The organism is Brucella sp. 22210, from assembly GCF_052045675.1.
GTDB lineage: Bacteria > Pseudomonadota > Alphaproteobacteria > Rhizobiales > Rhizobiaceae > Brucella.
In genome coordinates this window covers 1-16,797 of sequence record NZ_JBQEPD010000008.1, presented here as the reverse complement: position 1 = coordinate 16,797, position 16,797 = coordinate 1, and the positions used below count along the sequence as shown (strand labels likewise).

Sequence of the window (16,797 nt, the reverse complement as noted above, 5' to 3'; positions counted from 1 at the left end):
GCATGCCGACTTGGATTGCCTAGACTTACCATAGGCTTGTCGCATTTGTGCGACGCCGCGCCCGCATCTCATTCGGCAGCGAGCGGCGGTGCGATAAACAGATCATCCGGCAAGGATGTGAGATCACTCAGGAACTGATGCAGATCGCCACATAATGTATCGAAGCCCGCAAGCTTGTGCAGCGATTGCTCGTTTACATAGAGACTGCGATTAATCTCGATCTGCAAGGCATGGCACGCAACAGCAGGTCGACCGTAATGCTCGGTGATGAAACCGCCCGCATAGGGCTTGTTATGCGCAACCGTGTAACCGAGATCCCGCAACAGCTCGATAGCCGCCTGCGTGAGGCGCTCGCTGCACGAACGACCGAACCGGTCACCGATAATGAAATCAGGACGCGAAGCCACTTCTCCCGGACGCACACCGCCCGGCATGGAGTGGCAATCGATCAGAACCGCATAACCGAACTGCTGGCGGGTCGATTGCAGCAAGCCTTCAAGCGTACGGTGATAGGGCTTGTAGAGATCTTCAATGCGGTAGAAGGCCTCGGCAAGCGGGATTCGCCCGGCATAGATCATCTGCCCTTCGCCCACCAGACGCGGCACAGTGCCCAGCCCACCGGCGACCCGTGCCGACTGGCTGTTGGTGAAAGGCGGCAGCGTTTCGGTGAACATGCGCGGATCAAGTTCATAGGCTTCACGATTCACATCGAGAAATGCGCGCGGGAAATGCGCCTTGAGCAAGGGCGCACCGAGTCGGACGGCGGAAGCGAACAACTCGTCGACATAACAATCTTCCGAATGGCGGATGCTGAGACTGTCGAGACGGGATAATTCCAGAAAAGATTGCGGATAATAGCGACCACTGTGCGGCGAGTTGAATACGAACGGAATTCGCTGCTCTGCCGGAGCATTCACCTCGAAAGGCGGTATCAGGCTGAAATCACGCTCCAAACTCATATTTTGATCCGTTTATGCATGTCATCTTTGCGGTGGCTGGACACAGCACGCCGCCGGGCTCGACAAATTACGTCAACCGCTGCGCCGGTGCAAATACCAACGATTGCCGCCGAATTCGATCATGAACCGAAAACTGCGGCAATCCCGTCACAAATGACAGGTTGTTGCCAAATGCATGCCATAACAATTAACATTCGCGCGAGCATTCATTTCATATTTACCAAAGAAGCGTTTTCTAGAGTGGAAAATTGAATCGTTCACGCTGCCCGAGCACTGGAGCGAACGATGGGAAATTCGGACGGACCAATGAAAAGAATTCTTCTTGCTGAAGACGACAACGATATGCGCCGCTTCCTCGTGAAGGCACTTGAAAAGGCGGGCTATCACGTAACACACTTCGACAATGGCGCCAGCGCCTATGAACGACTGCAGGAAGAGCCGTTCTCACTGCTGCTGACCGACATCGTGATGCCGGAAATGGACGGCATCGAACTCGCGCGACGCGCCACGGAAATCGATCCCGACCTGAAAATAATGTTCATCACGGGATTCGCTGCCGTTGCTTTGAACCCTGATTCTGACGCCCCGCGTGACGCAAAAGTGCTTTCCAAGCCATTCCACCTGCGCGACCTGGTGAACGAAATCGAAAAAATGTTGATCGCCGCCTAAGGCGATCACCAACCAAGTCGCGGTTTTCCGGGCTTTTGAAAAGTCTTCAACAAAAAGACGAAAAAACTTCAAAAAAGGCCATTGACGGGCGCAACGCGATATGGTGTATGCGGCACATCGAATGGGCGTATAGCTCAGCGGGAGAGCACTACATTGACATTGTAGGGGTCACAGGTTCAATCCCTGTTACGCCCACCATTCGATCCTCCACTTAGCGCTTACACAAACCATATCAAACACTTAGACTGATAGATGGCTTTTCAGATTCCCTCACCAGTCACTCAGATTATCCAGTGTTTTTACTGAGAAGCCCGAAACGGTTTCCTCATCATTTGGCCGCGAATCGCTTCTAATACTCTTGCCCTGCGGACGGAACGTTGCCGCCCGCAAGCCGAGCCCTGCCTTTATGGTATCGTGTAAAACCATATGACTGGTGCTACGATCAGTGCCGCCAATACGATCCAGGCCACCCGCCAGCCAAGGCTCTTTGTTCCAAGAAATGCTGTCACGACGATCGCCGCTGCTACCATCACGGTAACCGGCCAATAGATCGACATGATAACGAGAATGGTAACCCACCAAGGAAATGAAATCATGTCGCGCTTGTAGCCAGCGACAATTGCATCGGCAAGGGATGGGCACGCTCCGTGTCTGACGGAGCGACATTTATAAGCCTAATAAATGCGCGCTAAAACGGGCGCTTACGTCCCGCCTTTTTCGCTGTTCTTCTTCTTTTTATCTTCATCATAATGGAACTTGATGGCGAAGAACATGGCCGCGCCTAACACGAGAACCTTGAACGCGATCAAGAATACCGGAATCCATTCCATTTTTTGAATATTTCCATACTGCTATCGATGGTGGGGTGCATTAGCACAATCTGTCCGCTTCAACAGTTCATTTTATTTAATCATGACACTCAAACTGCTTAGCTCGCTACCTATCCTGCTGACGTGCAGCTGAATATATCGCTTTGTTAAGAGAGTTGACCGCCTCATCAGGAACCGGCGACTGGCTATCTCGTTCATTATTGCGGCGGGCGCCAAACGAATAATGGATAACTGCCATGTACAGGTTTTCGGCAATCGCAGCAGTGATCGTAACAGCCCTTGTGTCCACCGTCCCGGCACAAGCGCAAAGCATCGAAATCGGACCAAACGGCATTCAGGTCAATCCGGATGATGACCGCAGAATGCATCGTGATCGCCGTGATTACGGCGAAACAATCAGCGAGCGTCGAGCAGCAAGAATTGCGCGCAACGAAGGCATGGATGAGGTGGAAAGCGTTTCCAGACGCCGAAATGTTTACGTGGTCAGAGGCATAGATCGAGACGACAATGATATGCGCGTCGTCATCGATAGCCGCAGTGGAGAAGTGCTCGAAGTGCGGTGAATTTGCGCTGCCTCGCAGCCAAACCCACCCGGTATCGCCAGTATCAAGTAGAATCGAAGAGCCGTCCCTCGCCCTGCAATTGCCGGAGAGGGGCGGAAAACTCTGCTGAAAAGCCTTCTGGATTGAAGTCCGACTTGACTTCACCCGAACCCAGAAGCCCCATTCTGATCAGCTTCGAACCAAATCCGGACTTTTGCGGTTTTATAACAGTCGGACCATCAATCTCATTCCAGAAAAGCGTCAGGGTCGGCTCGTTCTGGCCTTTCGATACCTTCGCCTGGAACTGGACATGGCCGCTATCGTTGGAAAGCGCCCCATATTTGATCGCATTGGTGGTCAGTTCGTGAATAAGCAGCGAAAGCGTGGACGCCCCTTTCGGACCGATCATGATATCCCTGCCTTCAAACTGGACCCGGTCGCTTACCGCCAGCGCATTTGTAATGCCGTTTACGATCTCCTGCAGCGAACCTTCAGAACTCTTCCCAAGCCGAAGCACATCATGTGCATTCCCCAGCGCGAAAAGCCGTCGGGTAAATGTATGGATCACATCGTCATCAGCATTGTTATTGAAGGTCTGGCTCGCAATCGCGGAAACAACACTAAAAGTATTCTTTATCCGATGCGCAAGCTCCGCATTCAGGATCCTGGCATGCTTTTCGGATTCTACCTTGGACGTTGTCTCGATTACAGTGTCGATCATCCCGGCAACACGCCCTTTTTCATCAAAAATCGGGCTGTAGCAGAATGTAAAATAGCATTGTTCGGAATAACCGTGGCGATCTATCACCAGCGGGAAGTCTTCAATAAATGTCGCTTCTCCCACGTAAGCGCGCTCAATCATCGGCAACAGCTCACCCCAGACTTCCGCCCAGATATCGCGGAAGGAAGCGCCCATGCAGTTCTCTTTCTCGCCGAGAATCTGCCGAAAAGCATCATTATAGATCGTCGTATACTCAGGTCCCCAGACAATTGCTTTTGGGAACTGTGAGGCGAGCATCATTTGCACCGCGGTAACGAGCGGCGCTGGCCAACTGTTCGGCTCCCCAATCGGATTTTTACTCCAATCCAGATTTCTTATCTCATCGGCCGACCGTCCGCGTGCATGCAGGAAAAGCACCGCACTATCCATTATTTTTTCCATATTTATGAGGAAGTTACCGAGGCGGGCATCGATCTTAGATTCGTCGCATCACGTATTAAAAGCTATTCCAGTTGCCTCTAATATGTCAAACGGCACTTCAGATCGAAACAGTCAGAACAACCGCTCATGAACTCTGAAAAACTCGTTGCCTCAATCGTTGTACTCGGAGGCGTTATTCTCCTGACGGCGCTCGGTATACGCCTATACGACACCTATCACGGTATCGATCCCACATGGGGCAACACCCATATCGGCGTTCAACCCAGACTGGACGATTGAACGTAACGGCCAACGCCGCCGCCCTCCATGACGCCATGTGATTTGTTGCTCGGAACGAACGCAGGGCAATTTCGTTTATCTTCCTCGGGGGAGCTACAGCAACGGATACCAGCTCACGTTTGCGCTGATACTCTTCTCAAAAGCCTCAAGCGCGGAAAAAACAACAGGCACGAAACGGGCGGCAGCGGCAGTAGCATGGAGGAATGCTATGATTGAGAATGGTTTTGAGGTCCGGCAAGAAGCCGACAACACCTGGTCCGTTTTCGATAAGTTCAGCGGCGAAGTCGTCGTGATTGACGGACATGTTCAAGCGCACTTGACCGAGGCAGGAGCCAGAGAGGCGCTTGATTTGTTGATCCGCAAATACATGGTCCGCCACCATGAGGATGGCAGCGGGCGACTGCCTTAAACAGCGGAGGGAGGAAAGTATGAGCAGCGAACTTGAAAAGCAGCTGGAGATCGAAGAGCTTGCGAAACAACTGTTTGAGCACGAAAATCCAGACCCTGATTTGGACTGGGATGCTGCCATTGGCAAAATCGTCAGCGGCGCAAGCGTCGGCGGCGGTGTGCCGGACGAAGTGAAAGAGAAATACCGGACCAGAGCTGCGCAAATTCTTAGAGACCGCGCAGAAGGTAACGATCGCTAAGCGGGGCAGTAAGAGTAAGTCAAACACTTGGCCGCGTTATGTTGTGCCGATCACCACATAACGCCCGTTTTCCGCTTCTCTCAAGATTGCTATCGCAGATTTACTGTCATTGCGATGATGTTTTCAACATATGCGCGCAGCGTCCTTGCTTATCCCTGCAAATGCGAAACGAATTTCGTATTCTGGTAAGCATCCAGAGCATCCGCTCCACCTTCGGTTCCGTAGCCGGAATCGTTGATGCCGCCGAAGGGCACTTCTGGCAGTGCCAGACCGTAATGGTTAATAGTGATCATTCCACTACGAACGGATGAAGATATCTTCGCTGCATTGGCCGATGATCCAGTAAATGCATAAGCCGCAAGACCATAATTGAGCCTATTGGCTTCTAACAAAGCGTCGTCGAGTGACTGGAAGCTGTTGAGAAGTGCCACCGGACCAAACGGCTCTTCGTTCATGATTGCCGCATCACGCGGCACATCCGCAAGGATCGTCGGCTCAAAGAAATTGCCACGATTGCCAATGCGTTCGCCGCCCGTAACCACTGTAGCCTTATTTTCCTTTGCATCACCGATCAATCGCTCCATGGCGTTGACCCGGCGCGCATTGACCAACGGCCCCATTGTCGTCTCGGCATCCAGACCGTCTCCGACTTTCAACGAACGGGCGTAAGTTGAAAGACCTTCGATAACCTGATCGTAGACCGGTTCTTCAATCAAAAACCGAGTGGGTGCGATGCAAATCTGCCCTGCATTTCTAAACTTGGCCGCAGCTGCCACTTTGATTGCCCGCTCCACGTCGGCGTCAGCCATGATGACAACAGGCGCATGTCCGCCAAGCTCCATCGTAGCCCGCTTTATATGCAAGCCGCTCAGCGCTGCAAGCTGTTTCCCCACCTGTGTCGAACCGGTGAACGACACTTTCTTAATTACCGAATGAGGGATGAGGTAAGACGAAATCTCTGCCGGATCGCCATAAACGAGATTGATAACACCATCAGGCAAACCAGCATCCGCAAAGGCGCGCACCAACTCAGCCGGTGCTGCCGGCGTGTCTTCAGCAGCTTTCAAAGTTATGGAGCAGCCAGCCGCCAAAGCCGCAGATATTTTGCGAACCGACTGGTTGATTGGAAAGTTCCAAGGAGTAAACGCAGCCACTGGGCCAACTGGCTCTTTGACTTCCGATTGCATCACATTCGCAAAACGCGGGGGGACGATGCGCCCATAGCTGCGCCGCGCTTCTTCCGCAAACCAATCGATCAGGTCACCGGCCGCAGCAGCCTCGGCACGCGCTTCCGCCAAGGGCTTGCCCTGCTCAATCGTGAGCAAGCGCGCAATGCTCTCGCCGCGTGTCCGAAAAATATCTGCAGCTTTACGCAGCATCTTATAACGATCAAAAGCCGACACCTTGCGCCAAATCTCAAAGCCGCGCTCGGCTGCCGCCAAAGCATCGTCGAGATCGGTCGTCGTGGCTTTTGCAATATGTCCGATCACGTCATTGGTCGCCGGGTTCAAAACGTCAATCGTCTCGCCGGAAGTACCATCCCGCCATGTTCCATCAATGAACAGTTTGATGTCGGAATAGTCTAGCTGAGTGTTGTTCATCACCCTCTCCTCAAACTGTTGCCTGATATTGATGAATGACACCGGATTCTATCAATTCGGCCAGCTTAGTTTTGTCGAATTGGAGTACGTCCTCCAGAATGGAGGCACTATCTTCGCCCAGCATCGGCGGCGCCTTATAGGAAGCGTGCTTCTGTGCTTCCAGCCCTTGTGCGGGACGTACGAGAGAGACCGAACCCAGATGTGGGCTTTCCAATGTTTGCACCACATTTCGCGCCACGACATTAGGGCTTTCGAAGGCTTCTGGAACTGTCTTCACCTGGCCCGCAGGCACGCCCATCCTGAGACATTCACTCATCCAATATTCGCGCGTTTGGGTGCGGAAGCGCTCCGCCATCGGCGGTATCAGTTCAGAACGATTGAGCGCTCGCCCACTTGCCGTCTTGAAACGATCGTCCGCTGCGAGTTCTGGCAGGCCAATGATTTTTTCACAGAGGATTGCAAACTGGCGGTCGTTACCGACAGCGAGGGCAAAAGCGCCATCGGAACACTCGAAAATCTGATAGGGCACCACAGTTGGATGGGCGTTGCCAAAGCGCTTAGGAACGTGTCCGCCATTCAGATGTGCACTACCGACATTGATCAGCGTATTGAGCGCACATTCAAAGAGAGAAATATCTACGAACTGCCCAAGACCCGTGGTCTTGCGCTGGTAAAGCGCTGCCAGAATAGATTGTGTACCAACCATACCCGCTACGATATCTGTCATCGCCACACCAATGCGCATTGGCTCGCCATCGGTTTGTCCGGTGATCGACATCAGGCCGCTTTCAGCCTGAACCACAAAGTCATAGCCGGGGCGACGTGCTTCCGGGCCGGTTTGGCCATAGCCGGATATCGAGCAATAGATGAGCCCGGGATTGAGCGCCTTTAAAGTCGCGTAATCAATTTTCAGACGTTCGACAGTTCCCGCACGAAAGTTCTCGACCACAACATCCGCCTGCTTGGCCAGTTCATAAATTATATCGAGGCCTTCTGGCGACTTCAGATCGAGCGCCAGGCTTTTCTTGCCGCGGTTAGCACAGAGAAAATAGGTACTTGCTCCTTTATAATTGGGAACCGACCAAGCGCGCGTATCATCACCGCCTTGAATATTCTCGATTTTCCAGACCTCTGCTCCAAGATCAGCAAGGCTCATCGTGGTCCAGGGACCGGCAAGAACGCGGGAAAGATCAAGAACCTTTATTCCAGCCAGCGGAAGGGCGGAGTTGTTATTGCCCATAACAGGAACCTCAAGTTCGTTCATTATTTTCAAGGTCACGCGTCCTTCTCAAACATCCGCGATAAGCGGCACCTGATAGTCAAAATTAGTCACGGGAATTACTGAGGTGATCGCCATTCCTGCGGGAAGTGACACGCGACCGCGTGTCCGCCTCCCTGAAGCTGCAATTCCGGCCTGACTTCCGCGCAGATCGCTTCCGCCCTGAAACAGCGGGTTCTGAACGGGCAACCGGATGGGGGATTGATCGGGCTCGGTACATCTCCCTTGAGCAGAATTTGCTGCCGCTTCCGCTCAATGACCGGATCGGCAAGCGGAACCGCCGACATCAAAGCCTGCGTGTAAGGGTGCAGCGGTCGGTTATAGAGTTCTCCAGCCGGAGCCTTCTCAACGATCCGCCCAAGATACATCACTGCAACCGTGTGCGAGATATGCCGCACGACTGACAGATCATGCGCAATGAAGATGTAGGACGTGCCGAACTCTGCCTGAATTTCCTGCAAGAGATTCAGCACCCCAGCCTGCACCGAAACGTCGAGCGCCGAGACCGGCTCATCGAGCACCATAACCTGCGGATTAAGCGCCAAGGCGCGTGCGATCACGACACGTTGCCGCTGGCCGCCTGACAGCTCATGCGGATAACGCTTGCCATGCTCCGGGTTGAGACGGACAAGTCGCAGCATTTCCTGGACACGCTCTTTACGCTGCTGTTGTGAAAGATCACTGATACGAAGCGGCTCGGCGATGCTTTCTTCGATGCGCATACGCGGATGAAGTGAAGCAAACGGGTCCTGAAACACGAATTGCAGGTGCTTGCGTGCAGCCCGCATTTCTTTCGGCGAGAACTGCGCCACGTTCTGTCCCTGAAACAGAACCTCTCCGCTCGTCGGCTCGATCAGCCTGAGCAGGCAACGCCCGAGTGTGGATTTTCCGCAGCCGGATTCACCGACCAGACCAAGCGTCTCACCCTTAGCCAGATCAAACGAAATATCATCGACCGCCTTAACCTCAGCCACATCACGTTGAAAGATCGTGCCGCCTTTGATCGGAAATGATTTGCGAAGATTGCGGACCGAAAGAGCGGCATCCGACACGGAGGATGGAGCTGTTTGCGATGAAAAACTCTGGTTCATAGCGCGGCCTCGTTACTGACCGGAATGTCGGCCTTTCGTTGATATGCAGGCAGACTGTCGGCAAAGTGGCACGCCGATATGTGGCGTCCGAATTGCTGATATGTGGGAGCCGTTGTCTTACAAATTTCCTGTGCATGTGCGCATCGCGGATGAAACGCACATCCTTTGGGGAAAGCACCCAGAACAGGCGGCGCACCATCAATGGAATAGAGTTTGCCGCCACTATCATTCAGTGTCGGGATCGAAGCGATCAGCCCGCGCGTATATGGATGACGAGGATTGTCAAAAAGTTCAAAGACATCCGCTTCCTCGACTACCTCACCGGCATAGACAACGGCAACGCGGTCGGCATGTCCCGCAAGGACACCAAGATCGTGAGTGATGAGAATAAGCCCAAGACCGAGTTTATTCTGCAAGTCTCGCAATACTGCCATGATCTGCGCCTGAACCGTGACATCAAGTGCCGTGGTAGGTTCGTCCGCAATCAGTAGGTCTGGATCATTAGCGACAGCCATGGCGATCATGACACGCTGCCGCATCCCACCTGAAAACTCATGTGGATACTGTTTCACACGCTGATCAGGTTGCGGAATGGAGACTAGCTCCAGCAACTCGATCGCCCGCGTCATAGCGGCTTTCCGATTGAGTTTTTTTTGATGAAGCTGCAAGGCTTCTATCAACTGATCGCCAACCTTCATCACCGGATTGAGAGAAGACAGCGGGTCCTGAAAAATCATCGCAATTTTCGAGCCGCGAAGGCTCCGCATTTCGCGCCGCGATTTACCAACCAGTTCTTCGCCCTGAAATGTAACCGAACCTGAAACCTTGGCATTGGGCGGCGTCAAGCCGATTGAGGCCAGCATCCCGATAGACTTGCCGGAACCAGACTCGCCAACGATACCCAGAACTTCGCGCCGTTTGAGTTCGAGATTGATACCTCTGACCGCGTCAAGCACCACACCATCGCGGCCAAAGCCGACACGCAGGTTTTCAACTCGGAAGAGACTGGCGTTCTCATTTGGATTTGTCATGTTGTTCTCCAATCACTTCGAACGCGGGTCGAAATAGTCGCGAAGACCATCGCCGATGAAATTGAAACCAAGAACGATCGTCAAGATTGCAAGGCCGGGACCCATGGCTATCCACCAGTTGTAGAAATAGACTGCGCCTTCGGCGATCATGGAGCCCCATTCTGGCGTGGGTGGTGTTGCACCAAGGCCGATAAAGCTGAGCGATGCGGCAAGCAAAATGACCTGCCCCAAATCCATCGTCGCGCTGATCAATATGGGGGTCCAGCAGAGCGGCAGAATGTGCTTGAAGAGAACACGGGAGCTGCTGGCGCCAGATGCTATTGCCGCCTCCATATGCTCCCGCTCGCGCACTTCCAGCACCTGCGCCCGCATGAGGCGCGTATAGACAGGCCACCAAACAATGACCATGGCTATCGCAGCATTTTCGAGTCCGGGGCCGAGTGATGCAGCAACAGCCATTGCGAGAAGCATCGGAGGAAATGACAGCGTAATATCGACGAGCCGCATGATCGCCGAGCCAATCAAGCCGCCCTTATAGCCTGAGATAGCACCGGCCAGAGCACCAATGATAACCGCACTCACCACCACTACAAGGGCAATTGGCAGCGAATGCTTGGCTCCATAAAGCGTGCGCGTCAAGACATCGCGTCCCAGAGCATCGGTTCCAAGCCAGTGCGACCAGCTTGGCGCCTGCAAGCGTCGTCCAACCATATCGAGCGGATCGTAGGGCGTCATGTGAGGCGCAAAGAATGTCGCGATGATCCAAAACGCTACGACTATCATCCCGATTGCGACCGGCAGGGTGAACCAGCGGGGTATTCTGAATTTAAGCTGACGCGATGAGGTGTTTACTACTGCAACCATCTGCTTTCCCCTAACCCAAGCGTACGCGGGGATTGGCGAGAACATAGGCGACGTCGGTGAGCAGGTTCGTCACCAGGAACATCACACCGCCGACGATGGTGACACCAATGATAGCTGGGAAATCGAGCGAGCGTGCAGCCTCGACTGCATAAGAGCCCATACCCGGCCAAGCGAAGATCGTTTCAGTCAGCACTGCGCCCGTGATGAGATACGCAAACGAATAACTGATGACGGTCAGAACCGGGACAAGAATGTTGCGCAGGGCATGGCGGAACACTACGCGGAGTTCACCAGCACCTTTGGCGCGTGCAGTGAGGATAAACTCACGCCCGATCACATCAAGCATATTGGCGCGAACAAGACGCGAAATCGTACCCGCCACGGTCCAGCCAAGCACTGTTGCCGGAAGAATCAGATGAGCGAGTGCATTTTTGAATGCTGTGAAATCTCCCGCCAGAAAACTATCGATTGTCATAAAGCCCGTAACTGCAACAGGTGGCGCCATGCGCGGATCCAACCGGCCCGGCCCCGGCAGTAGTTCAAACTGCACCGAGAAGACAAATAGAACGGCGAGCCCCAACCAGAAGACCGGTAGGGAAGAGCCCAACAGTGCAAAAAGCCGCGCCACGTGATCGATGGCGCTGTCACGATAATAAGCCGCCAGAATACCGAGCAGAATACCAACAACAGAGCCTAGAACCATTGCCGACAAAACCAGCTCCATGGTGGCTGGTAACCGGGTCATCAGGTCTGTGCTTACCGGGCGCTTTGTGACAAACGAAGTGCCCATATCACCCGACAGCAGATTCTTCAGATAGATGATATAGCGCTCTGGGAGACTGCGATCGAGGCCCCATTTTGCTTTCGCCGCAGCGACAACTTCGGGATTATTCATCTGCTGCTCGGCAACAATAGATGTAAGCGGGTCGCCCTTGGTGATTGTTGTGAGCGCAAAGGCCATAGTTACGATGCCCAGTACCAAAAATGGCATCGCAATGAGGCGCTTGAAGAGATAATTTGACATGCACGGTTCCCATTCTGGAAATCTGGCGCGGTTTTTGGTGCGTCCTTGCACATAGTATTGACAAGCAAATTTGACGCCGTCAATATAATTGGAATTAAATTTCATTTTCCAATGTGATATTCCTTTGAACTGAAACCGAGCACGCCCAGGAGACAACGTGAAGAAAAGAACGAAGCCCAGTTCGTTGGACCTCGATAAAGACAGCGCTCAGGTTTCCAGTGCCCTGGTAAGGGGACTTGAGATTCTGCGAAGCTTCACCCCTAATGATATTTCTCTTGGAAATCAGGAGCTTATTGATCGCACCGGCTTGCCGAAAGCTACCGTGTCGCGGCTGACACTGACTCTGGTCAATCTGGGCTACCTCAACTACGATGAGAATCTCGGACGTTACAGTATCGGCCCTGCGACGATTGCTCTGGGCTATTCGGGTCTTAGCGCAAACGCCGTTGTCTATATGGCGATGCCGCTCATGCGAAAGCTCGCAGAGAAGACCGGCGTTGCTGTTGCAATGGGACTCCGTGAGCAGCGCGAAATGGTCTATATCGCCAATGCGCGTTCGGAAAACCCGGTTTCTCTGCGTCTCAATGTCGGCTCAAGATTGCCCCTCTGGCGGACAGCCATGGGGCTTTCCTACTATGCGGGCATGGAAGAAACCCAGCGCGAAGCCCTGCTTGAACAAATGCTTGCAGCAGAGCCTGATCATGCGGAGAAAATTCGCCGCCTGACAAGCCATGCGCTTGAGGACTTCGCAAGAGACGGCTTCGTTGTTTCATGCGGCGACTGGTACAGCTACATCAACGCTGTGGGTGTTCCATTTCGACCAACTGATGGCACCCAGCTTGTTGCAATTACCTGTGGCGGCATTACAGATATTGCACCGCGAGGCATCTGCTATGGCGAAATCGGACCAGCACTCAAGCAACTGGCAATCGAGTTGCAAGAGCGTCTGATCGGCAAGATTGAAGCGCCCTCACCTTCCTTATCATAGTCATCCATAACGCGACGCCGCAGATTGTTGCAGGAAATCTCATGGCAACCGACATCCTATACCCAAAAGTCAGTCTGGAAACGAATTCCGGCACAATCTCTCGTTGGCATGTGAAAGACGGTGATCTAGTCCGCCAAGGGCAGCTCCTTTTTGAGATCGACAACGATAAAACTGTCGTTGAGGTGGATGCACCTCACGATGGAACACTCAAAATTCTGAGGGCCTCGACATCCGACGAAATTGACGTCGGCCAGAGCGTTGCGAGCCTGTTTCTCGAAGACGAAACGATCTCTTCAATTCCCGCCATACCCGCATCGGAACCCACTGCTGGCTTGTCTCCTGAGAGCAAAATGAACTCAGGGAACCCGGCGTCGGATATCCGTTCACACACCACACAAACCAGCAGAGCTATTGCAACACCACTTGCAAAGCGCCTCGCCGGAAACGCCGGTATTGATCTTTCACAGATCAACGGCAGTGGGCCGAGCGGGCGCATACAAAAGAAAGACATTATTGCCGCCATCGAAACGCAACAAACTGTAGGCAACAGATCTTACGAAACCAGTGACACAGCACTCAACGCCGTGTGGCTGCGTAAGGGAGAAGGAACACCAATCGTCCTTCTACATGGCTTTGCCTCGGATCATAATAACTGGCGTGGGTTGTTTGCCGGAACCCAATGGCAGCAACCCTTACTGGCCATTGATCTACCATCGCATGGCGCCTCGTCGCTTGACGTTGTCGAAAACCTCGACGCTATCGCAGAACGCGTAGAAGCGACTATCAGACAGCTCAACCTCTCGCAAACAATTGTAGTCGGGCATTCCTTCGGCGCCGCGGTGAGCACCCGACTGGCAGTCCGAGGCAATATCGATATCCGTGCACTCGGATTATTTTCACCAGCGGGTCTAGGACCGGAAATCAATTCTGGCTTCGTCGAAAATTTCATTAAAGCCAAGTCGAAAGAAAGCGTCAAGCCTTGGCTGCATGAACTTGTTCACGCGAAAGATGTGATTTCAGATGCGTTCATTGATGCCGTGGTGCACCAGCGACAAAACCAGTCGCTGAGCGACGCGATGGGCGCTTTTGCAAAGCAGTTCTTCGCAGATGGAACGCAGACCATATCAATAGCAAATGACCTTGCATCGCTTGAAATACCGGTTCGTGTGGTCTTCGGAAAGCAGGACCGCATTCTACCTTTCAAGCACAGTCGCAACCTGCCGGACAACGTAGCGCTTCATGCATTCGATGCCTGTGGACACATGCCTCACCTTGAAAAGCGCGCCCTGTCGCTTCGCATTCTGCAGGAGCTTGTAAGCTCCGCCCGTAGCTAAAACGTAAGCGCTGTTTTCAGGCCACGGCTTTGAGATCGTGCGTTGCGGCATAGGCCCAAGGCAGCAGGTCGTCGATCTGGCTATTTGGATGATTGTTGACGATCTTGGTGAGGACGTCTGAGAGATAGGCCAGTGGCTCGACATTGTTGAGCTTTGCCGTCTCGATGAGCGAGGCGATAGTCGCCCAGTGTTCGGCCCCGGCGTCAGAACCGGCAAATAGCGCATTTTTGCGATTGAGGGCAATTGGCCTGATTGACCGTTCGACGACGTTGGAATCGATCTCGATCCGGCCATCGTCGATGAAGCGGGTCAAGCCGTCCCAGCGTGACAAGGCATAGCGGATTGCTTCGGCGAGTTTTGTCTTCTGGCTGATGTAGCCGAGTTGTTCACGCAGCCAGGGAGCGAGGCTGTCGGTAATCGGACGACTTTTTTCCTGACGGGCGACACGACGCTCCTCGTGGGGCCGGCCACGTATCTCTTCTTCGATCCTGTAAAGTTCGCCGATGCGTCGCAGCGCCTCGCTGGCGATGGGTGCCGGACCAGCGGCAGCAAGCTCATAGAAGCGGCGTCGAACGTGGGACCAGCAGAAGGCCAGCGACACGGTGTTCTTTGCCGCGAGCGGGCGATATCCACTGTAGCCGTCTACCTGCAGGATGCCGACGAAGCCGTCGAGATGGGCCATCGGTCGTTCGCCTTTGCGATCTGGCGCATAGACATAGGTGACACCGGGCGGGTCATCGCCCTGCCACGGCCGGTCATCTCGTGCATAAGCCCAAAGCTGGCCGGTCTTGGTTTTGCCACGTCCCGGATCGAGCACCGGGGCCGTCGTCTCGTCGGCGAAGAGCTTGGACGATGACTTCAGATGATCGAGCAGCCGCTGATGGACCGGGCGTAGATGCCAGGCGGCGCGACCGACCCAGTCGGCGAGCGTCGAACGGTCGAGGTCGATGCCCTGACGCTTGTAGATTTGCGCCTGGCGATACAGCGGCAGGTGGTCAGCATATTTAGATACCAGCACCTGGGCGACGGTTGCCTCTGTCGGGATGCCGCCCTCGATCAGCCTTGCCGGGGCCGGAGCCTGGACAACGACTTCTTCACAGGCCCGGCAGGCATACTTCGGGCGGCGCAGCACGAGCACCCGGAATTGGGCGGGCACAAGATCGAGCTTCTCGCTGACATCCTCGCCGATCCGATGCAGGTCGTTGCGGCAGCAGGGGCAGGCATGGTTATCGATATCGACCACGATCTCGACGCGCGGCAGATGCGCTGGCAGTGAACCCCGGTTCGTACGCCGTTTAGCGACCTGCGCCTGGCGCAGAGCAGTCGAGCCTTGTTCCTTCTCTTCCAGCCCGGCAGCCTCGATCTGTTCGGCCTCTTCAAGCCCAAGCAGAAGCTGGTCCTCTGGAAGCGTCTCTGCCCGTCGACCAAAGCGGTGACGCTGTAATTCCTTGATGATCTGCCGCAGGCGGGCATTCTCCGCCTCACGCGAAAGCACCATTGCTTTCAGCGCGTTCAGGTCATCCGGAAGCTCGTCTGCCGTCATCGTCATGGATCGAGAACAGCATATTTTGCCGCTCGGAGCGAGACGCTGAATGGCTCTGATTCAATTGGTCGCGCCCGTTATCCGGCCTTTATCGGCGTGCGCGTTTCGCTCGGCGCATGCACGCGTTTCCAGTCCAATCCTTCGAACAGAGCCGAGAACTGGGCGGCCGTCAGATGCATCACACCGTCTTGCATTCGAGGCCAATGGAACTCGCCATCCTCGATCCGCTTGGCGACCAGGCACACGCCGCTGCCGTCCCAGAAGATCAGCTTGATCCGGTCCGTTCGTTTGGCCCGGAATACGTAGATCGTGCCCGAGAACGGGTCGGCACCCATCTGGGCCTTTACCAATGCCGCCAATCCTTCAGCACCTTTGCGGAAGTCGACAGGCTTGGTGGCGATCATCACTTTTACCGCACCGGACGGGCCAATCACGACTGAGCCTTCAACGCCTGGATGACGGCGGCAATGGTTGCAGCATCGGTGCCAGAGGCAATACGCAGCCAGGCTCCATCAATCCGCAATTCAATGGCCGCCTCCGGAGAAGTTCTTCTTGGCAAACGTGCTTGCCGCGCCCTCTTCGGTTCCGAATTCTCGGGCGACACGACGACTGCTGGTGCAAACATTGGTGCTTGCTCCGGCACCGACAACACATCAAGCGGCTTTCGGGCGAGCCGTCGCCATGTGAACAACTGCTGCGGCGTCAATCCATGCCGCCGCGCCACAGAGCACACCGTGACGCCAGGCTCGCAACTCTCCGCAATGATCTGCGCCTTCTGATCGTCGCTCCATTCGCGACGACGGCCATTGCCTGTGAACACCTCAAACCGGCGTATCGGCTCATCCTTGGATTTAAGCGTAAGTTCTGAAATCGACATATGTCCTAGCCCTCTTTCGAGGTTGAACATCAATGATCAAGCGATGATCCGGAAGGTGGGGTCAGGACAGCGCTTAC

General features: G+C 54.2%; 20 protein-coding genes and 1 tRNA gene. 8 read left to right on the top strand and 13 right to left on the bottom strand.

Annotated features, from left to right (window positions below):
- Nucleotides 1–68 precede the first annotated feature (68 nt).
- Nucleotides 69–959: an N-formylglutamate amidohydrolase gene (locus ACTJKP_RS12185; protein ID WP_078339244.1), complete on the bottom strand. Its 891-nt coding sequence runs from the start codon at nt 957–959 to the stop codon at nt 69–71.
- Nucleotides 960–1,265: 306 nt separating this feature from the next.
- Between ACTJKP_RS12185 and cpdR the strand changes: the two genes are divergently transcribed.
- Nucleotides 1,266–1,628: a cell cycle two-component system response regulator CpdR gene (cpdR, locus tag ACTJKP_RS12180; protein ID WP_002966536.1), complete on the top strand. Its 363-nt coding sequence runs from the start codon at nt 1,266–1,268 to the stop codon at nt 1,626–1,628.
- Nucleotides 1,629–1,751: 123 nt separating this feature from the next.
- Nucleotides 1,752–1,826, top strand: a tRNA-Val gene (locus ACTJKP_RS12175).
- Nucleotides 1,827–2,032: 206 nt separating this feature from the next.
- Here ACTJKP_RS12175 and ACTJKP_RS12170 read toward each other — a convergent pair.
- Both ACTJKP_RS12170 and ACTJKP_RS12165 read right to left on the bottom strand, forming a co-directional pair.
- Complete coding sequence (locus tag ACTJKP_RS12170; protein WP_440630843.1) at nt 2,033–2,224, bottom strand: hypothetical protein; 192 nt, start codon at nt 2,222–2,224, stop codon at nt 2,033–2,035.
- 105 nt (nt 2,225–2,329) lie between these two features.
- Complete coding sequence (locus ACTJKP_RS12165) at nt 2,330–2,458, bottom strand: hypothetical protein (protein WP_268898779.1); 129 nt, start codon at nt 2,456–2,458, stop codon at nt 2,330–2,332.
- A gap of 236 nt (nt 2,459–2,694) precedes the next feature.
- Here ACTJKP_RS12165 and ACTJKP_RS12160 point away from each other — a divergent pair, with 236 nt between their 5' ends.
- Entirely contained in the window at nt 2,695–3,021 is a 327-nt protein-coding gene (locus ACTJKP_RS12160; protein ID WP_138783557.1) for a PepSY domain-containing protein, read from the top strand.
- A gap of 43 nt (nt 3,022–3,064) precedes the next feature.
- Here the strand turns inward: ACTJKP_RS12160 and ACTJKP_RS12155 are convergent, their stop codons facing one another.
- Complete coding sequence (locus ACTJKP_RS12155; protein WP_440630842.1) at nt 3,065–4,150, bottom strand: sensor histidine kinase; 1,086 nt, start codon at nt 4,148–4,150, stop codon at nt 3,065–3,067.
- Nucleotides 4,151–4,288: 138 nt separating this feature from the next.
- On the opposite strand from ACTJKP_RS12155, the gene ACTJKP_RS12150 reads away from it, so the two are divergent.
- The 3 genes from ACTJKP_RS12150 to ACTJKP_RS12140 all read left to right on the top strand — a co-directional run bounded on the left by ACTJKP_RS12150 (nt 4,289) and on the right by ACTJKP_RS12140 (nt 5,088).
- Nucleotides 4,289–4,441, top strand: coding sequence for a hypothetical protein (locus tag ACTJKP_RS12150; protein WP_162762630.1), 153 nt, complete (start codon nt 4,289–4,291; stop codon nt 4,439–4,441).
- A gap of 208 nt (nt 4,442–4,649) precedes the next feature.
- Nucleotides 4,650–4,850 carry a hypothetical protein gene (locus ACTJKP_RS12145; RefSeq protein WP_440630841.1) on the top strand — a complete coding sequence of 67 codons (201 nt, stop codon included), beginning with the start codon at nt 4,650–4,652 and terminating at the stop codon, nt 4,848–4,850.
- 19 nt (nt 4,851–4,869) lie between these two features.
- Entirely contained in the window at nt 4,870–5,088 is a 219-nt protein-coding gene (locus ACTJKP_RS12140; RefSeq protein WP_440630840.1) for a hypothetical protein, read from the top strand.
- A gap of 149 nt (nt 5,089–5,237) precedes the next feature.
- On the opposite strand, the gene ACTJKP_RS12135 is transcribed toward ACTJKP_RS12140, so the two are convergent.
- From ACTJKP_RS12135 to ACTJKP_RS12110, 6 genes are all read right to left on the bottom strand, one after another.
- Nucleotides 5,238–6,689 (bottom strand): NAD-dependent succinate-semialdehyde dehydrogenase, encoded by a 1,452-nt coding sequence (locus ACTJKP_RS12135; protein ID WP_440630839.1) that lies wholly within the window; start codon nt 6,687–6,689, stop codon nt 5,238–5,240.
- 10 nt (nt 6,690–6,699) lie between these two features.
- A complete protein-coding gene (locus tag ACTJKP_RS12130; RefSeq protein ID WP_440630970.1) occupies nt 6,700–7,953 on the bottom strand; it encodes a CaiB/BaiF CoA transferase family protein in 1,254 nt (417 codons plus the stop codon).
- 74 nt (nt 7,954–8,027) lie between these two features.
- Nucleotides 8,028–9,059: an ABC transporter ATP-binding protein gene (locus ACTJKP_RS12125; RefSeq protein WP_007878250.1), complete on the bottom strand. Its 1,032-nt coding sequence runs from the start codon at nt 9,057–9,059 to the stop codon at nt 8,028–8,030.
- Nucleotides 9,056–10,090, bottom strand: coding sequence for an ABC transporter ATP-binding protein (locus ACTJKP_RS12120; RefSeq protein ID WP_440630969.1), 1,035 nt, complete (start codon nt 10,088–10,090; stop codon nt 9,056–9,058). Before ACTJKP_RS12120 ends, ACTJKP_RS12125 begins: the two co-directional genes overlap by 4 nt.
- Nucleotides 10,091–10,102: 12 nt before the next feature.
- A complete protein-coding gene (locus tag ACTJKP_RS12115) occupies nt 10,103–10,954 on the bottom strand; it encodes an ABC transporter permease (protein ID WP_440630838.1) in 852 nt (283 codons plus the stop codon).
- A gap of 10 nt (nt 10,955–10,964) precedes the next feature.
- Nucleotides 10,965–11,978, bottom strand: a complete 1,014-nt coding sequence (locus ACTJKP_RS12110) for an ABC transporter permease (RefSeq protein WP_440630837.1) — start codon at nt 11,976–11,978, stop codon at nt 10,965–10,967.
- Between the two features lie 157 nt (nt 11,979–12,135).
- Between ACTJKP_RS12110 and ACTJKP_RS12105 the strand changes: the two genes are divergently transcribed.
- Nucleotides 12,136–12,966, top strand: coding sequence for an IclR family transcriptional regulator (locus tag ACTJKP_RS12105; protein ID WP_440630836.1), 831 nt, complete (start codon nt 12,136–12,138; stop codon nt 12,964–12,966).
- 41 nt (nt 12,967–13,007) lie between these two features.
- Nucleotides 13,008–14,300 carry an acetoin dehydrogenase dihydrolipoyllysine-residue acetyltransferase subunit gene (locus tag ACTJKP_RS12100; protein ID WP_440630835.1) on the top strand — a complete coding sequence of 431 codons (1,293 nt, stop codon included), beginning with the start codon at nt 13,008–13,010 and terminating at the stop codon, nt 14,298–14,300.
- 16 nt (nt 14,301–14,316) lie between these two features.
- Here the strand turns inward: ACTJKP_RS12100 and tnpC are convergent, their stop codons facing one another.
- From tnpC to tnpA, 3 genes are all read right to left on the bottom strand, one after another.
- Nucleotides 14,317–15,849 carry an IS66 family transposase gene (gene tnpC, locus ACTJKP_RS12095; protein ID WP_121539677.1) on the bottom strand — a complete coding sequence of 511 codons (1,533 nt, stop codon included), beginning with the start codon at nt 15,847–15,849 and terminating at the stop codon, nt 14,317–14,319.
- A gap of 71 nt (nt 15,850–15,920) precedes the next feature.
- Complete coding sequence (gene tnpB, locus ACTJKP_RS12090) at nt 15,921–16,277, bottom strand: IS66 family insertion sequence element accessory protein TnpB (protein ID WP_109366349.1); 357 nt, start codon at nt 16,275–16,277, stop codon at nt 15,921–15,923.
- Nucleotides 16,274–16,720 (bottom strand): IS66-like element accessory protein TnpA, encoded by a 447-nt coding sequence (tnpA, locus tag ACTJKP_RS12085; protein WP_181375986.1) that lies wholly within the window; start codon nt 16,718–16,720, stop codon nt 16,274–16,276. The genes tnpB and tnpA overlap by 4 nt, the downstream gene beginning before the upstream one ends.
- Nucleotides 16,721–16,797: the final 77 nt, after the last annotated feature.

Coding starts and splice junctions, on each gene's coding strand:
- ACTJKP_RS12120 (WP_440630969.1), bottom strand. CDS start 10,090: ATGACAAATCCAAATGAGAACGCCAGTCTCTTCCGAGTTGAAAACCTG.
- ACTJKP_RS12100 (WP_440630835.1), top strand. CDS start 13,008: ATGGCAACCGACATCCTATACCCAAAAGTCAGTCTGGAAACGAATTCC.
- ACTJKP_RS12170 (WP_440630843.1), bottom strand. CDS start 2,224: ATGATTTCATTTCCTTGGTGGGTTACCATTCTCGTTATCATGTCGATC.
- ACTJKP_RS12145 (WP_440630841.1), top strand. CDS start 4,650: ATGATTGAGAATGGTTTTGAGGTCCGGCAAGAAGCCGACAACACCTGG.
- ACTJKP_RS12130 (WP_440630970.1), bottom strand. CDS start 7,953: ATGAACGAACTTGAGGTTCCTGTTATGGGCAATAACAACTCCGCCCTT.
- ACTJKP_RS12160 (WP_138783557.1), top strand. CDS start 2,695: ATGTACAGGTTTTCGGCAATCGCAGCAGTGATCGTAACAGCCCTTGTG.
- cpdR (WP_002966536.1), top strand. CDS start 1,266: ATGAAAAGAATTCTTCTTGCTGAAGACGACAACGATATGCGCCGCTTC.
- ACTJKP_RS12140 (WP_440630840.1), top strand. CDS start 4,870: ATGAGCAGCGAACTTGAAAAGCAGCTGGAGATCGAAGAGCTTGCGAAA.
- ACTJKP_RS12110 (WP_440630837.1), bottom strand. CDS start 11,978: ATGTCAAATTATCTCTTCAAGCGCCTCATTGCGATGCCATTTTTGGTA.
- tnpC (WP_121539677.1), bottom strand. CDS start 15,849: ATGACGATGACGGCAGACGAGCTTCCGGATGACCTGAACGCGCTGAAA.
- ACTJKP_RS12150 (WP_162762630.1), top strand. CDS start 4,289: ATGAACTCTGAAAAACTCGTTGCCTCAATCGTTGTACTCGGAGGCGTT.
- tnpA (WP_181375986.1), bottom strand. CDS start 16,720: ATGTCGATTTCAGAACTTACGCTTAAATCCAAGGATGAGCCGATACGC.
- ACTJKP_RS12135 (WP_440630839.1), bottom strand. CDS start 6,689: ATGAACAACACTCAGCTAGACTATTCCGACATCAAACTGTTCATTGAT.
- ACTJKP_RS12165 (WP_268898779.1), bottom strand. CDS start 2,458: ATGGAATGGATTCCGGTATTCTTGATCGCGTTCAAGGTTCTCGTGTTA.
- ACTJKP_RS12185 (WP_078339244.1), bottom strand. CDS start 959: ATGAGTTTGGAGCGTGATTTCAGCCTGATACCGCCTTTCGAGGTGAAT.
- ACTJKP_RS12115 (WP_440630838.1), bottom strand. CDS start 10,954: ATGGTTGCAGTAGTAAACACCTCATCGCGTCAGCTTAAATTCAGAATA.
- ACTJKP_RS12125 (WP_007878250.1), bottom strand. CDS start 9,059: ATGAACCAGAGTTTTTCATCGCAAACAGCTCCATCCTCCGTGTCGGAT.
- ACTJKP_RS12155 (WP_440630842.1), bottom strand. CDS start 4,150: ATGGATAGTGCGGTGCTTTTCCTGCATGCACGCGGACGGTCGGCCGAT.